General features: G+C 65.4%; 12 protein-coding genes, 1 tRNA gene and 2 riboswitches. Of the genes, 7 read left to right on the top strand and 6 right to left on the bottom strand.

The features are described 5' to 3' along the window. Positions 1-255: 255 nt before the first annotated feature. From DPV79_RS24250 to DPV79_RS24230, 5 genes are all read right to left on the bottom strand, one after another. Entirely contained in the window at positions 256-1983 is a 1728-nt protein-coding gene (locus tag DPV79_RS24250; RefSeq protein WP_113046661.1) for a DUF3987 domain-containing protein, read from the bottom strand. Further along, positions 1970-3238 carry a hypothetical protein gene (locus DPV79_RS24245; protein WP_133295713.1) on the bottom strand — a complete coding sequence of 423 codons (1269 nt, stop codon included), beginning with the start codon at positions 3236-3238 and terminating at the stop codon, positions 1970-1972. The genes DPV79_RS24250 and DPV79_RS24245 overlap by 14 nt, the downstream gene beginning before the upstream one ends. A gap of 13 nt (positions 3239-3251) precedes the next feature. Beyond that, positions 3252-3539 carry a helix-turn-helix transcriptional regulator gene (locus tag DPV79_RS24240; RefSeq protein WP_113046659.1) on the bottom strand — a complete coding sequence of 96 codons (288 nt, stop codon included), beginning with the start codon at positions 3537-3539 and terminating at the stop codon, positions 3252-3254. Between the two features lie 176 nt (positions 3540-3715). Then, a complete protein-coding gene (locus DPV79_RS24235) occupies positions 3716-4732 on the bottom strand; it encodes a hypothetical protein (RefSeq protein ID WP_113046658.1) in 1017 nt (338 codons plus the stop codon). A gap of 226 nt (positions 4733-4958) precedes the next feature. Then, positions 4959-5034: transfer RNA gene (locus DPV79_RS24230), tRNA-Arg, on the bottom strand. A gap of 252 nt (positions 5035-5286) precedes the next feature. On the opposite strand from DPV79_RS24230, the gene DPV79_RS24225 reads away from it, so the two are divergent. After that, a complete protein-coding gene (locus DPV79_RS24225; RefSeq protein ID WP_021161137.1) occupies positions 5287-6180 on the top strand; it encodes a c-type cytochrome in 894 nt (297 codons plus the stop codon). Between the two features lie 124 nt (positions 6181-6304). On the opposite strand, the gene DPV79_RS24220 is transcribed toward DPV79_RS24225, so the two are convergent. Continuing rightward, entirely contained in the window at positions 6305-8392 is a 2088-nt protein-coding gene (locus DPV79_RS24220; protein WP_048025221.1) for a UvrD-helicase domain-containing protein, read from the bottom strand. A 286-nt stretch (positions 8393-8678) separates the two neighbouring features. Between DPV79_RS24220 and DPV79_RS24215 the strand changes: the two genes are divergently transcribed. The 6 genes from DPV79_RS24215 (at position 8679) to gcvP (ending at position 16282) form a co-directional block, all read left to right on the top strand. Beyond that, entirely contained in the window at positions 8679-9386 is a 708-nt protein-coding gene (locus DPV79_RS24215) for an SGNH/GDSL hydrolase family protein (RefSeq protein ID WP_059620841.1), read from the top strand. A 235-nt stretch (positions 9387-9621) separates the two neighbouring features. After that, positions 9622-10674: an oxidoreductase gene (locus DPV79_RS24210; protein WP_042978333.1), complete on the top strand. Its 1053-nt coding sequence runs from the start codon at positions 9622-9624 to the stop codon at positions 10672-10674. Between the two features lie 170 nt (positions 10675-10844). Continuing rightward, positions 10845-11207 carry a hypothetical protein gene (locus DPV79_RS24205; protein ID WP_060275725.1) on the top strand — a complete coding sequence of 121 codons (363 nt, stop codon included), beginning with the start codon at positions 10845-10847 and terminating at the stop codon, positions 11205-11207. Positions 11208-11320: 113 nt separating this feature from the next. Continuing rightward, a riboswitch (glycine riboswitch) is annotated at positions 11321-11421 on the top strand. Positions 11422-11455: 34 nt separating this feature from the next. Next, a riboswitch (glycine riboswitch) is annotated at positions 11456-11589 on the top strand. Positions 11590-11673: 84 nt separating this feature from the next. Then, positions 11674-12792: a glycine cleavage system aminomethyltransferase GcvT gene (gene gcvT / locus DPV79_RS24200; RefSeq protein ID WP_048025217.1), complete on the top strand. Its 1119-nt coding sequence runs from the start codon at positions 11674-11676 to the stop codon at positions 12790-12792. A gap of 118 nt (positions 12793-12910) precedes the next feature. Continuing rightward, positions 12911-13291 (top strand): glycine cleavage system protein GcvH, encoded by a 381-nt coding sequence (gene gcvH / locus DPV79_RS24195; RefSeq protein WP_060062293.1) that lies wholly within the window; start codon positions 12911-12913, stop codon positions 13289-13291. Between the two features lie 63 nt (positions 13292-13354). Continuing rightward, entirely contained in the window at positions 13355-16282 is a 2928-nt protein-coding gene (gene gcvP, locus DPV79_RS24190; protein WP_113046657.1) for an aminomethyl-transferring glycine dehydrogenase, read from the top strand. Positions 16283-16402: the final 120 nt, after the last annotated feature.

Raw genomic sequence — 16402 nt, 5'->3', positions numbered from 1 at the left:
AGCGTCACTTCGCAAGTTTCGTAGGCCAGTGCAAGGAACGCCCACAATACAGCCCCGCAGCTACGCTGCTACAACCGCTACGTAGCAGCGTAGCAACCGGGGAAAGCGGGCACAACGAGCCCGTTTTCGTTGCGCAAGCGCAACGCTTACGCAGTCTAACTGAGGCTCCAGCCCATGCTATTCGCGAGCATTTTGACGGCATAAAAAAACGCCCACTTTCGCGGGCGTTCAGGTTTACTTTATTTTTTGTTCAATTCAATCAGAAAGTGCTCTTGCGGCTTTTTCCGAAAGAAATCGATATGTCGCGTTCAATTCGAAATTGCGACCTCCGTCAGCCGCTGATCTGTCCGGCTCACGCTCCATATCTGTCACGGGATCGCTATCGCGCTGTTGTGGGGCAAATCCCACACTGGCACAGGGCGCGCCGACAACAGACTGATTGATCTGCATCATCGGTACATGGCTATTCGAACTGGCTTGACTCAAATAGTTCGCTGCCGGCGTCGGGACCGTCCAATCATTTGCCGGAAAAACGATAATTCTGCCTCCGTTTTTTCCTGGCAAGGTCGAGATATACCTTCGCTGATAAAGCATATCGATTGCTCGCCCCAGTTGAACAGGATCGTTCCTAATGCTCGAATAATTTCTCAAGTCTCGCTCCGCATACCTGCCAGGCGTCAACCTGGGATAACGCATCGGACTCGCCACTGCGTCCTGAAGCCATTCCAACAGCTTTTGCGCTGCCATCTCGTCCTTCTGCTGCTGAGTTGGCGCGTACTGCTCGAACACTTTCAAATACTCGAACACGTACCATTCGCACAAAGCGATTGCAGCCTTCATCGCCTTTCCCGATATATCGCCCTCACATCCCTCAACATAATGGAACAAGGCTGCGATACGACTCGCCATTTGGGCCAATTTCCGAAAGAAGGACTTGATGTTGTCTGCGAAATTCTCACGAAGCAAATCGTTATTGATTGCCAGCTTGAAGCACTTCCAGTAGCTCGTAGCGTCGTCCGAAAACTTCAGCAACTGTCGCTCTCTCGGCGAAGGCAGCGGCTGACTCAAGATTTGCAGCATTCGCTCATTGAACAGATCAAGCTTCGACTCCAGTACGTCATCAACTTCCGCGCTTGCCCCAGGCATATCGAGGACTGGCGCAAACACAGGCAGGCATCGAGCCAACAACCCTGTGCCAAAGGCATTGGAGCCTCGATTCCGCATGTACTCAGAGAATTGATCCTCCTGCGTCATGACGGAGACGGTCAACCGAGGCTCCACGGGTCGCCGCATGCCACTGACAAGGCCAGTAGCCCGTTCTTCGCCGCTCCAGTAGTCACACAGCACTGCTGGTTGGCTGAATGTCTCCCCGTTCAGCGTCGGTCCGCCATCGGCCGAGAAAATTCCAACTGCGCCATTCGCAATCAGCGTGTCCCGCAGTCCCTGAGGATTCGTAGCGGCCATTCGGAAAACTCGGATCGATGGCTTTACGGGTCGGCTCTGCTCGTGAAGCAACCGCTCGTTGCGCAAATGTTCGGCTTCGTCAGATCCACGCTCGGTCGCACGGTACTCCTTTGCTAACTGCCGCTCATCGTCGAGCCAGATTTTCATTTCGGCCTGAAAGGCCACCATCTGACCATTGAATTCGTCGTCCTGTCGTCGCTCTAACGTCGACACCGCCCGAAGAAAGCATCGCTCCGTCAGAGACTTTCCGCCACTGGAGTTGCTGATTGTGAGCAAAATTAGCGAAACAGGTGCCGGTTCATAGCCAGGACATTGGACGTTGACATAGTTCTGGACGGAGAGAGACGTCGCACCAAGTGCGGCTTGTGCCGCCATCTCGATCGGTATTTTGAGCCGCCAACTCACCTCGCCCGCAGCGTCAGCAATGATGGGCGGGCAGACATCGAGCGGAAATGGCCCCTGCGCGTACGGTCGCTGATAGAACGGTGGACCACCATACCGGGACTCAATGATCGGCATGATTACCTCCTTGATTCGATCCAACTATCAGTGTCGTCTCGCTCGGTACATGCCCCGAAAGTTCACCGCGACAACGTATTGCTCCCGCCTCTGTTCCGTCTCTGTTCTTGGTACGCGTACTGCCGAATTTCCGAACATATAAGCGGTTGAGATGACCGGCCCTCGGTTGGCCGCATCGCAAGTGTTTGCGGATCGCCTCCTGTGTCGGCCGTAGGCGTCCAGCAACAACCGCCTCATGAATTTGTTGAAGCTGGCGGAGATCGTCGTCGTCCCCACCGCCACGACTTACGGCGTTGTCGCAGGCAATCGGTGCATCGCGTGTCCGGACCGCCTCATGGTCACTAGCCGATCCAGGACTGTCGTCCGGGACGATGCCCGACTCCGACACGACCACCCTTTGCTCCGATGGCTCACGGTCGCGACCGAACACGACCGGGTCACGACAACTGGCGCGCCCCGATACAACCGACACCAACGCCCACCCCATGATGGCAGAGCCTTCGAGCACAACCGCGCATGCGACCGCCAACATCATTTCCAGTCGTCCTTCGGTCGTGCCGAACCACGGCGCAATCTGTCGCGCGACCGGATCGGACCGCAGGACGCTGCGGAGCGTCGCTTCGCGATCGGCTATCTCGCTGCGCCGATCGTCCTCGGCTTCGCGCCGTCGCACTTCGGTCGCTTCGGCTTCCAAGGTCGCGATCTGCGTCACGAGAACTGTCCGCCCCACCTTGACCCGCTGACAATCGAAGACACACGGGCGGGCGTCCTTTCGGGCCAGATCGATCTTGGCCTTCGCGACGTCTCGAGCAATTTCGGTCAGCGAGCGTCCGGGCGGCACTTGTTCCCGCGATAACGGGGTGGTCATCGGCACCGTTGCGGCTCGCTGCTCCCCGGCGTGTTGCCGAGAGATCAGCACGAAGGTGACCTGGCCGTACAGCACAACAACCAGGCCGACGCACCACAACACGAAAGCGATCAGCCGTGCAGACCCATTCAGCAGGCGCCGCCCCATCGGCAGCAGGTGGACGAACACCACGGCCACACAACCAATCGAGATGCTCATCACCCGCTCGACAACCGAGCCGCCGCGATGCCAACCGGCATACATCGCGATGGCGATCGACACCGTCGTCGCCGAGAATGCCCCGAGCCTGACAAGATTCATTACAGCGGTACGGTCGGAAGGCAGTTGGCGCACAATAGTGATCGGCCCCATGTTCGGGAAACGCGTGGTTTGATCAATGGAACTCATATCGAACCCCACGTTAAGCCGCATTACGCAGTTCAGCACGGGCCGCGATCCAGGCGTCGACTTCGGACTCCAAGAATCCAATCGAGCGCGCCGTCAGCTTGATTTTTTTCGGGAAGGTCGGATCGCTCGCCATGAGCACGTACAGCGTCGCCCGCGACAGATTGGTCCGCTCGACCAACTGCTTGATGCGCAGGATGCGCAGTGCGTTGTCGAGTTGACGAACGATGGGCGCCGCGTGCGTGAGCGCCTGGGAGTCCAGAGAGAGATGCCGCGAGGCGACATCACGGGTGGATTTGTTCATGGAATTTCTCCGTCACGGGTTAAGGTGGACGAGGGCGTCTGTCCTCGTCCACCGGAATCCGGCAAGCGCCGGGCGTGACGGAGAATGCGGTCGGAAACACGTTTCCGAGCAATCGGCTTTTGTCTAGCCTTGTGCGGCAAGGCCTCCGGATGTCCAGGTCGGAAACAAGTCGGAACTCATTCGGAACCAGTTTTGTTTCCGAGCGCGAATGGGCTCGCGGCGCGCCGCTTTTGCTCCGTTGCTTGCTTCGCTTCCTGCTTGACCCAGTTGTTGACGGTGCGTTCGGTGACACCGTATTTCTTCGCGACCTGGGCCGCGAAGTCCGGTTCCTGCGCTTCCTTCAGGTCCCAGTACAGCTTCACGGCGGCTGCGCGTTCGGCTGCGCTATGCCTGCTGACGCCAACTCGCCTCTCGGAATCGCCCTCTGGCAATTCTGATGCTTCACCCTTCCCGACCTCGCTGTTGCATTGCGTCATGATGTCCGGCACAACGGCGTCAGGCGCGTCGTCACCGTACTCGAATCCATGTCGCTCCAGATAGGCAATGGCTTGCTCACGCGGAATGAACGTGCCAGCCATCAATGTCGCGACGGGCGCGTGGTACGCATTGACAGGCGTAAGTCTCCCCGCCTCGAACTCCTGCAACAATGCTCGCTGATGACGAAGCAGCACCGCATCATGATCCGACTTACGTCGGTTGATCGTCTCCTCAGTCACGAGGGCCGGCATCCACATTGGCCGATTCGGCAGCTTGCAATACGCTTCCATGAACTCCGCCCGCTCCTCGTCCGACATCGGGTAACGTAAGGGGCGCTTTATATCCACCAACACCTTGGCAAACGCCTCGCGATCGGCATCGCTCAGTTCATAAGGAAGCGTGAGTTCGCCAATTTGCGGAGGCGACGGTTCATGGAACGGGAGTTCACTCACGGCGGGTTCGTTCACGACCGCTTGATCGGATGACAGCAGCTCGTTGAGCGTGCGACCATCGTTAGAGACCAACACGCTCTGCCAGGTCGCCCCAAATCCACCGGACTGCGGAATTGGGACATGGCGCGTTACGAGCTTGCCGGTCACGCAATCGAGACCTTCAAGGCCCTTCTCGCCGGTTGGGCAAGCTGCGTCAGCAATGGCATACGAAAAATCTAGGAAGTCGATCAGCGGATCGGACGAAAGTTTGACTCGGACTTGCACTTGAACCCCGGTAGTTGGCTTTGTTAGCGCAACAAGTATAAAGGGTCGACGGGGATCGATACGCCATCAAGAGATCGGCGTCGTCGGCGTCTGGGCCGGTAAAACGGCGGCTGTCGGGTACGGAAGAACGCATCCATCGCAACCAAATGCATTTCCGTACAGTTTCCGTACGGAATCGAAGGGCAGCGCCAACTCGATTCTAAATAGCTGTTTTTGTTGATTTTTTTGGCGCGCCCGGCTGGGATCGAACCAGCAACCCCTGCCTTCGGAGGGCAGTACTCTATCCATTGAGCTACGGGCGCGTGAGACAGTGAAGCGACCCCAATATACAGGCCGCCCACGATTGGCAAGACGGCAAGGATACCCGGTTTCCCATGACGCGTCCACCTTGCCCGACGAATCCCCGCCGCACCGTGCTGCGTGCGGGTAAACACGCGCCATCGCGCCGCTCGCCGTGATGTAAACGTTCCGTCTATAATCGTCCGTGCTTCATTGGACTGCCATTTTGCCGTTGCACCGCGCTCACAATTCCTATTCACGGAGACGAGGCAAGCATGAGCGAAGCACCCCACGAATCTCCCGTCAAAACCCCCGGGCAGCTGATTGCCGTCATCATCGCGTCGTTCGCGATTCCGATCATCCTGATCGTCCTGTTCGCCAATTATGCGAACCATGCGTTCCGCGCCGGCGCCGGCACGGACGCGCTATCCGACGAGCAGGTCGCCGCGCGTATCGCCCCGCTCGCGCAGGTCGAAGTGAAGGACGCCAACGCGCCCCGCACGTACAAGACCGGCGAGGCAGTCTACAAGGCCGTCTGCGTGACCTGCCACGGCACGGGTGCCGCCGGCGCGCCGAAATTCGGCAACAAGGACGACTGGGCGCCGCGCATCTCGCAAGGCTTCGACACGCTGCTGAAGACGGCACTGGCCGGCAAGGGCGCGATGCCGCCGCGCGGCGGCACGAGCCCCGACGACGTCAGCGACTATGAAATCGCCCGCGCGATCGTCTACATGGCGAACAACGACGGCGCGAACTTCCCCGAACCGGCCGCACCGGCCGCCAACGCGGCGCAACCCGCCAGCGGCGCGGCAGGCGCATCGAGCCCGGCCGACGCCGCGAGCGCGCAGATCGCCGCCGCGCAGGCCGCGATCGCCGCGATCCCGAAGGCCGGCGAACAACCGGCGGCCGCCCCGGCCAGCGCCGATGCCGCAACCGCCGGCAAGGCGCTGTACTCGTCGACCTGCGTGGCCTGCCACGGAGCCGGCGTGCTCGGCGCGCCGAAGTTCGGCAGCAAGGAAGACTGGGCGCCGCGCCTGAAGGACTCGATGGACACGGTCTACAACTACGCGCTGCACGGCAAGGGCGCGATGCCGCCGAAGGGCGGGTCGAACGCATCCGACGCCGACGTGAAGGCCGCCGTCGACTACATGGTCAACTCGGCGAAGTAACACCGGCCGGCCAGAAAAAACCCCCGCGGCGCACGCGCACCGCGGGGGTTTGTTTTTTGCCTGGCCGGCTGACCGGCTGACTGTCAGATCGTCGAAACACCGCACGCCCGACAGCGCCGCCGCGTCACTTCTGCAGCAGCGCCTTCAGGCTGGCGAGCCGGTCCTTCGGCGACATCGGCGCCTCTTCCGGGGTAGGCGGCGGCGCATCGTCGAGCCCCATCTCCGGAATGAAGCGCGACGGCTCGCACACGACCGTCTCGCGCGCCCGCTTGCGCTTCTTGCACCAGTTCAGGTGCAGGCTGCGCTGCGCACGCGTGATCGCGACGTACATCAGCCGGCGCTCCTCCTCGATCCGCTCGTTGTCGATCGGGCCGTCGTCCTCGCTGCCGCCGCGGTGCGGCATGATGCCTTCCTCGACACCGACCAGGAACACGTGCGGATACTCGAGCCCCTTCGACGCATGGACGGTCGACAGCCGCACGGCGTCCGGATCCTCGTCCTTGCCCTCGAGCATCGACATCAGCGCGACGGTCTGGATCAGGCCGAGCAGGTTCTTGCCGGTATCGGCGAGCCCGTCGGCGTTGTGGAAGCCTTCGGCCTCGCCGTCGACGGCTTCCGTCTCGGGCTTGGTGCCCTTGCGCTTCAGCCATTCGAGGAATTCGAGCACGTTCTGCCACTTCGACTGCGCCTGGCGCTCGTCGAACGCGTCGTACAGGTACGCCTCGTAGTGGATCGCCTCCATCATGTCGTCGAGCACGACGGTCGCGGGCTCCTTGTCCGCGCGCTCGGTCAGGCGCTGGATGAAGTCGCAGAACATCCGCAGCGGCTCGACCTGGCGCGCCGACAGCCGCGCCTCGATGCCGCCCATGTACACCGCTTCGAACAGCGACACCTTCGCCTGGCCCGCGAACGAGCCGAGCGCCTCGAGGGTCGTGTTGCCGATCCCGCGGCGCGGCGTCGTGACCGCGCGGATGAACGCGGGATCGTCGTCGGCGTTCGCGATCAGCCGCAGGTACGCACACAGGTCCTTGATCTCGGCCTTGTCGAAGAACGACTGGCCGCCCGACAGCACGTACGGAATGCGTTCGCGCCGCAGCACCTGCTCGAAGATGCGCGCCTGGAAGTTGCCGCGATACAGGATCGCGTAATCGCGAAACTGCGCGCGCCGCTCGAACTTGTGCGCGGACAGCCGGAACACGACCGATTCGGCTTCATGCTCCTCGTCGTTGCACGCCGTGACAGTGATCGAATCGCCCATCCCGTGCTCGGACCACAGCTTCTTCTCGAACAATTTCGGGTTGTTCGCGATCACGTTGTTCGCGGCGGTGAGGATGCGCACCGTCGACCGGTAGTTCTGCTCGAGCTTGACCAGGTGCAGCTTCGGAAAATCCTTGCCGAGCTGCGCGAGGTTCTCGAGCGTCGCACCGCGCCAGCCGTAGATCGCCTGGTCGTCGTCGCCGACCGCCGTGAACGCCGCGCGCGGGCCCGCGAGCAGCTTCAGCAGTTCGTACTGGCACGCGTTGGTGTCCTGGTACTCGTCGATCAGCAGGTAGCGCAGCTTGTTCTGCCAGCGGTCGCGCACCTGCTCGTTCTTCGCGAACAGCTCGGCCGGCAGGCGGATCAGGTCGTCGAAGTCGACCGCCTGGTACGCGTGCAGCGTCGCGACGTAGTTGCGGTAGACCAGCGCGGCCTGGTGCTCGTCCTCGTTGGCCGCGATCGCCATCGCCTCGTCGGGCATGATCAGGCCGTTCTTCCACAGCGAGATGATGCTCTGGATCTTGCGGATCAGCCCCTTGTCGGTCGTGCCGAGCTGCTCCTGGATCATCCCGAAGCAGTCGTCCGAATCCATGATCGAGAATTGCGGCTTCAGGCCGACGTGCTCGGCCTCCTGGCGCAGGATCTGCACGCCGAGCGAGTGGAACGTGCAGACGGTGAGCTGGTTGACGGGCACCTTGCGCCCTTCCTTGCCGGGCGTGGTGAGCGTCTTGCCCTCGAGCAGCTTCCCCACGCGCTCGCGCATTTCGGCGGCCGCCTTGTTCGTGAACGTGACGGCCGCGATGTGGCGCGGCTCGAAGCCTTTCGCTTCGATCAGGTGCGCGATCTTCTGCGTGATCACGCGGGTCTTGCCGCTGCCCGCGCCGGCGAGCACGAGACAGGGACCGTCGAGGTAGCGCACCGCTTCGTTCTGGGCGGGATTGAGGCCTGCGGACATGATGGCGGATGGTGTTGCGGTTGACGGCGGAACGCCGGGAGGATGCCGTGCGCGGCGGGCCGGCGAAGCAGGCGGACACGCGGGGCAGGACGCGCATGTTAACACGTCGGCGGCCCGCTTTTCGGGAGCGCCGCCGGACGGGGCCGCGCGGGCGGATCCCGCGGCCGCCCCTTGTCCGTCCGGCCAATCCGGCCCCGTTCGCGCAGCGATCGGCCACAATATCTCCACCCGGCGCCGCCCCGCGCCCAACCGCCTGAATCGCCTGAATCGTCACCGGATCGACATCATGGGATACCCGTTTGCCACCGCCGCCCTTGGCCCGCTGCTGTTCGCGCAGGGGCGCTACGTGCGCCGCGTCACGCCGCGCCTGCCCGAGGCGGCCGGCCCGCGCGACGGCGTGGCGGGCGACGGCCCGCCGTTGCGCGTGCTTGTGGTCGGCGATTCGGCCGCCGCGGGCGTCGGCGTCGCGACGCAGCGCGACGCGCTGTCCGGGCAACTGGCGAACGCGCTCGCGGCCACGCACCGCGTGCACTGGAAGCTGCTCGCGCGCACGGGCCTGACCACGCGGGAGCTCGTCGACTGGCTCGCCGCCGAACCGGCCGAGCCGTTCGACGTGGCCGTCACGTCGCTCGGCGTCAACGACGTGACGGGCGGCGTGCCGCCGGCCCGCTGGCAGGCGCAGCAGGCCGAGCTCGTCCGGCTGCTCGCCACGCGGTTCCGGGTCGGCCACGCGATCCTGTCGGCGGTGCCGCCGATGGAGCGCTTTCCGGCGCTGCCGCAGCCGCTCGCGTGGTATCTCGGGTTGCGCGCGAAACGGCTCAACACGGCGCTCGCCGGCTGGGCCGCCACGCAGCCGCACTGCACGTTCCTGCGCGTCGAGCTGCCGCTCGAGCGCCATCTGATGGCCGCCGACGGCTTCCACCCCGGTGCCGCCGCCTGCACGGTGTGGGCCACGCAAGTCGCCGCCGCCGTGCTGCGCCGGGCGGCCGCATGACGTGCCACGACGCCCCGGCACCGGCCTTTCACCGCGCGGGCCGGCAGGCAAAGCCCGCACGGACCGCACACGCGCCCGCGCAAAATGCCGGCCTTGCTTGCGCAAGCGCCGCATCGCACGGCGCGTTTCGCCCGAACGCCCCGGTACGAGCGGCGGCGCCATGCCAAAATAGCCGGTCGTCTTCGCGCCGTCTCGGCGCACCATCCTTTAGTTTCCTTCGCAGCCAGGGATTGCCATGTCGTCATTGCTCAGGATTGGTTTGATGGGTTTCGGTTTCGCCGGCGCGACGTTCCATGCGCCGGTCATCGCCACGAGCGGCCGCACTGAAGTCGCCGCGATCGCGACGGGGCAGCCCGATCGCGCGCAGGCCGCGTATCCGGGCGCGCGCGTCGTCCCCGATCTCGACACGCTGCTCGGCCTCGACGACATCGAATGCGTGGTGATCGCCACGCCGAACGACACGCACTTCACGCTCGCGCGCCAGGTACTCGAAGCCGGCCGCCACGTGGTTGTCGACAAGCCCGTCACGCTCACCGCCGACGAGGCGCTTGCGCTCGCGCGGCTCGCGAACGCGCGCAGCCGGCTGTTCGCGCCGTTCCACAACCGCCGCTGGGACGGCGATTTCCTCACCGTGCGCCGCATCGTCGAATCGGGCGAGCTCGGCCGGCTCACGTATTTCGCGTCGCACTTCGACCGCTTCCGCCCGACGCCGCGCACGCGCTGGCGCGAGGAACCCGCCCGCGGCGGCGGCCTGCTGCTCGACCTCGGCCCGCACCTGATCGACCAGGCGCTCGCGCTGTTCGGCCTGCCCGAAACGGTGGGCGCGACCGTCAAGACCCGTCGCGACAACGGCACGGCGCCCGATTTCGTGCACCTGCAGCTCGGTTACCCGGACAAGGACGTGGCGCTGCATGCGAGCGCGCTGTCGGCGATCGAACCCGCGCGCTTCACGCTGCACGGCACACGCGGCAGCTACCAGAAGTTCGGGCTCGACACGCAGGAAGACCAGCTCAAGGCCGGCCTCACCGCGGACGACGTCGAATTCGGCGGCGGCAATCCGCCGGGCCTGCTGCGCGTGCTCGACGGCGAGGTCGAGGTCGAACGCCCGGTGCCGACACTCGACGGCCAGTACGCGGAGTTCTACCGCGCGCTCGCCGCGTCGATCCGCGACGGCGCGCCGTTCCCCGTCACCACGCAGGATGCCGTCGACGTGATGACGATCATCGAGCTCGCCGCGCAGAGCGAGCACGACGGCCGCCGGCTACCGTTCGTGCGCCGCACGATCTGACACCGCGCGCCGGCCGGTCGCGGCCGGCCGGCACGCGCGCGGCCGGCCCGGCGGATTCGATTACAGGAACATTCGGTTACAAATGCCGGGGGAACGAAAGTCAGCGTCCGACCGGTCTGACGCGTTTCTCGAAAAAGTCGATCCGACACCAATCCGTCTGGAGAATGTTGATGCAACGGTTGATTCGCGCAGCAGCGTGCTGCGTCCTGGTTTCCTCGCTTGCGGCCTGTATCGTGCAGCCGCAGCAGCCGGTTCGCCCGGCCCCTCCGCCGCGCCCGAATCCGCAGGTCGTCGCGAACGAGCGGATGCAGCAGATCCAGGGCCGGATCGAGAACCTGCACCGCCGCGTCGATGCGCGCGTGAACGGCGGCTACTACCCGCCGCCGTACGGCGCGCAGCTTCACCACCGCCTCGACGTGATCCGCCAGGAAGCGAACGACATGTCCGCGCAGCACAGCGGCGGCCTGTCCGGCGACGAGCAGCGCGTGCTGAACCAGGAACTCGACACGGCCGCGCGCGCGATCGGCGAGTAACGCACCGGCGCCCGCCGGCGCGGAGAAAGCGGCGGCACCGCTTGCCGCCGCTTGTCGCGAAGCGACATTCTTTTGCTCAAATTGACAAGGCCCACCTGCTCGCGTACAGTCGCCCGCACGCGTCGGGAGAGCGTGTGACCGTGCTGTTTCAGCCGGTTGCGCCGCCGAAGGGGCACACCCGCAAACTCTCAGGCAAAAGGACCGACCGCGTCGGGGAACCTCGTCCGTGCATCGCGCGGGCCACACACTCCCCGCACTCTGGAGAGCGGCAGTAGCCCGCAGCGCATAGGCTGCGCGGGCAGGCTGCCCACCGAAGGGGCGCGCGTTCGCCAGGCCTGGCCGGCAGCGCAATCTCTCAGGTATCGAGGACAGAGGGGCATGTACCGGATCGCTCGCAGGCCGTCGGCCGCGGTGGTCGGCACATGGCCGTTCTGATCCGCGCGCAAGCGCCTTGCCTGAGGCCTCGATGACTGCACTGAATCACACCCCGCTCAACGCCGCGCACCGCGCGCTCAATGCCCGCATGGTCGACTTCGGCGGCTGGGACATGCCCGTCAACTACGGCTCGCAGATCGAAGAACATGAAGCCGTGCGCACCGACGCCGGCATGTTCGACGTGTCGCACATGTGCGTCGTCGATTTCACCGGCAGCCGCGTGCGCGCGTTCTTCGAGCACGCGATCGCGAACAACGTCGGCAAGCTCAAGACGCCCGGCAAGGCACTCTACTCGTGCCTGCTCAATCCGCAGGGCGGCGTCATCGACGACCTGATCGTCTACTACTTCACCGAAGAATTCTTCCGCGTCGTCGTCAACGCCGGCACGGCCGAGAAAGACATCGCGTGGTTCAACCAGCTGAACGAGCAAGGCGGCTACGGTGTCACGATCGCGCCGCGCCGCGATTTCGCGATCATCGCCGTACAGGGCCCGAACGCCCGCGAAAAGGCCTGGGCGACCGTGCCCGCCGCGCGTGCCGCGACGAGCGAGCTGAAGCCGTTCAACGCCGCGCAGGTTGCCGGCACGCCGTTCGGCGATCTCACCGTCGCACGCACCGGCTATACCGGCGAAGACGGCTTCGAAGTGATCGTCCCGGCCGTGCACGTCGAAGCGCTTTGGAACGCGCTGCAGCAGAACGGCGTGCGCCCGTGCGGGCTCGGCGCGCGCGACACGCTGCGCCTCGAGGCCGGCATGAACCTGTACGGCCAGGACATGGACGACACCGTCTCCCCGCTCGACGCGGGCCTCGCGTGGACGGTCGACCTCGGCGCGCCGCGCGACTTCGTCGGCCGCGCCGCCCTTGAAGCAAACGGCACCCGCGCCGCGTTCGTCGGCCTGATCCTGCAGAAGGAAAACGGCAAGGCGGGCGGCGTGCTGCGCGCGCACCAGAAGGTCGTCACGCCGCACGGCGAAGGTGAGATCACGAGCGGCACGTTCTCGCCGTCGATGCAGGAATCGATCGCGTTCGCGCGCGTGCCGGCGGCCGTCCAGATCGGCGACCTGGTCCAGGTGCAAATTCGAGACAAGAATCTTCCCGCGCGCGTGGTAAAACTGCCGTTCGTGCGCAACGGCAAGGTCCTCGCTGCGTAACGGCCGGGCGGCCCGCCTCCCGGAAAGCCGGGAGATGGCGCCCGGCGCAACACCACACCCGGCGCGCCCCGGCGGGCGCGCCAGCAAAACGAACAAACCCTTTTATCAGGAGCATCCGATGAGCAACGTCCCGGCCGATCTGAAGTACACCGACGAACACGAGTGGATCCGCACTGAAGCCGACGGCACGCTGACGGTCGGCATCACCGATCACGCGCAGAACACGCTCGGCGACATCGTTTTCCTCGAACTGCCGGCCGTCGGCAAGCAGGTGAAGGCGGGCGACGCGATCGGCGTCGTCGAATCGGTGAAAGCCGCGTCGGACATCTATTCGCCGGTGTCGGGCGAGGTGGTCGCGATCAACGCGGACGCCGTCGACACGCCGGAAGAGGTGAACAGCGACGCGTACGACACGTGGCTGTTCAAGATCAAGCTCGCCGCCGGCGCATCGACCGACGGCCTGCTCGACGCCGCCGCCTACAGCAAGCTGATCGACTAATTCCCTTACCCGAACCGCGCGACGCCGGCCGCCGGCCGGCCCGCGCGGGACCAGAGTCACGCCATGAAGCTCGAACACCCGGACCGCCTGATGAACCGCACGCCCCTCTCGCTCGCCGCGCTCGAAACGCACGACGCGTTCGCCGAACGCCACATCGGCCCCGACGCCGCCAGCCAGCAGGCCATGCTCGACACGCTCGGCTTCGCGTCGCGCGCCGCCCTGATCGACGCCGTGATCCCGGCCTCGATCCGCCGCGCCGAAACGCTGCCGCTCGGCCCGTTCGCGCAGCCGAAGAGCGAGGCCGAAGCCCTCGCCGCGCTGCGGGTTCTCGCGGACAAGAACCAGGTGTTCCGCTCGTATATCGGTCAGGGTTACCACGACACGCACACGCCGGCCGTGATCCTGCGCAACGTGCTCGAAAACCCGGCGTGGTACACGGCCTACACGCCGTACCAGCCCGAAATTTCCCAGGGCCGCCTCGAGGCGCTCCTGAACTTCCAGCAGATGGTCGCCGACCTGACGGGCCTCGCGATCTCGAACGCGTCGCTGCTCGATGAAGCCACCGCCGCCGCCGAAGCGATGACGCTGCTGCAGCGCACCGGCAAGCCGGCATCGAACGTGTTCTACGTCGCCGACGACGTGCTGCCGCAAACGCTCGAAGTGATCCGCACGCGCGCGCTGCCGGTCGGCATCGAGGTCAAGACCGGCCCGGCCGCCGACGCGGCGCAAGCGAATGCATTCGGCGTGCTGCTGCAATACCCGGGCGTGAACGGCGACGTGCGCGACTACCGCGCGCTCACCGAAGCGATCCACGCGGCCGGCGGCCACGTGGTCGTCGCGGCCGACCTGCTCGCGCTGACCGTGCTGACGCCGCCCGGCGACTGGGGCGCGGACGTCGCGATCGGCAACACGCAGCGCTTCGGCGTGCCGATGGGCTTCGGCGGTCCGCACGCCGCGTATCTGGCGGTGCGTGACGAATTCAAGCGCCAGATGCCGGGCCGCCTCGTCGGCGTGACGGTCGACGCGCAGGGCAAACCCGCGCTGCGCCTCGCGCTGCAGACGCGCGAACAGCACATCCGCCGCGAGAAGGCGACGTCGAACGTGTGTACCGCGCAGGCGCTGCTCGCGATCATGGCCAGCATGTACGCGGTCTACCACGGCCCGCACGGCCTGAAGACGATCGCGCTGCGCGTGAACCGCATCGCGGCCCTCTTCGCCGCCGGCGTGAAGCAGCTCGGCTTCGCGACCGTCAACGACACGTTCTTCGACACGCTGACGATCGATACCGGCGCGCGCACCGCGCAGGTCCATGAACTCGCGAAGGCCAGGCGCATCAACCTGCGCCGCGTGAGCGACACGCAAGTCGGCGTATCGGTCGACGAAACGACGACGCGCGACGACCTCGCCGATCTCCTCGACGTGTTCGCGCAGGCCGCGGGCGGCACCGCCCCGGCCGTCGATGCCCTCGATGCGGGCCTTGCCGGCGTCGCCGCGCTGCCGGCCGGCCTCGAGCGCACGAGCGCGTACCTGACGCACCCCGTGTTCAACCGCCACCATTCCGAAACCGAAATGCTGCGCTACCTGCGCAGCCTGTCGGACAAGGATCTCGCGCTCGACCGCTCGATGATCCCGCTCGGCTCGTGCACGATGAAGCTGAACGCGACGTCGGAAATGCTGCCGGTCACGTGGCCCGAATTCGGCGGCATCCACCCGTTCGCGCCGGCCGAGCAGACCGTCGGCTACCGCGAGATGATCGACCAGCTCGAGCAGATGCTCGTCGCGGCCACCGGCTACGCGGCCGTGTCGCTGCAGCCGAACGCCGGCTCGCAGGGCGAGTACGCGGGCCTGCTGATCATCCACGCTTACCACGCATCGCGCGGCGAAGCGCACCGCGACGTGTGCCTGATCCCGGCATCCGCGCACGGCACGAACCCGGCCTCCGCGCACATGGCCGGCATGAAGGTCGTGGTCGTCGCCTGCGACGCGCAGGGCAACGTCGACATCGCCGATCTCAAGGCCAAGGCCGACGAGCACGAGAAGAACCTCGCGGCGATCATGATCACGTATCCGTCGACGCACGGCGTGTTCGAGCAGAACGTCCGCGAGATCTGCGAGATCGTGCATGCGCACGGCGGCCAGGTGTACGTCGACGGCGCGAACATGAACGCGATGGTCGGCCTGACCGCGCCGGGCCAGTTCGGCGGCGACGTGTCGCACCTGAACCTGCACAAGACCTTCTGCATCCCGCACGGCGGCGGCGGCCCGGGCGTCGGCCCGGTCGCGGTCGGTGCGCACCTCGCGAAGTTCCTGCCGAACCAGCGTTCGACCGGCTACTCGCGCGACGAAAACGGCATCGGCGCGGTGTCGGCCGCGCCGTACGGCTCGGCGTCGATCCTGCCGATCTCGTGGATGTACATCGCGATGATGGGCGCGAAGAACCTGACCGCCGCGACGGAAACCGCGATCCTCAACGCGAACTACATCGCGAAGCGCCTCGCGCCGCACTACCCGGTGCTGTATTCGGGCCCGGGCGGGCTGGTGGCGCACGAGTGCATTCTCGACCTGCGCCCGATCAAGGAATCGAGCGGCATCACCGTCGACGACGTCGCGAAGCGCCTGATGGATTACGGCTTCCACGCGCCGACGATGAGCTTCCCGGTGCCGGGCACGCTGATGGTCGAGCCGACCGAATCGGAATCGCAGGAGGAACTCGACCGCTTCATCGCCGCGATGATCGCGATCCGCGAGGAAATCCGTGCGGTCGAGGAAGGCCGCGCCGACCGCGAGGACAACCCGCTGCGTCACGCCCCGCACACGGCGGCCGTCGTCACCGCGAACGAATGGCCGCACGCGTACTCGCGCGAGCAGGCCGCGTACCCGGTCGCGTCGCTCGGCACGAACAAGTACTGGCCGCCGGTCGGCCGCGCGGACAACGTCTACGGCGACCGCAACCTGTTCTGCTCGTGCGTGCCGATGTCGGAATACGCATAACGCACACGAGGCCAGGAGCCGTCCGATGGTGCCCGCACCGCACGCAACCCGGGGTTGCGTGCGGTTTTTTTGTTCGCCGCTCGAACCCGTGCACGTTCGTGCGCCAATCCAGCTAACATC

It is taken from the genome of Burkholderia reimsis (genome assembly GCF_003294055.1).
GTDB lineage: Bacteria > Pseudomonadota > Gammaproteobacteria > Burkholderiales > Burkholderiaceae > Burkholderia > Burkholderia cepacia.
The sequence above is the reverse complement of the archived record's forward strand: the minus strand, read 5'-3'. Positions and strand labels throughout refer to the sequence as shown.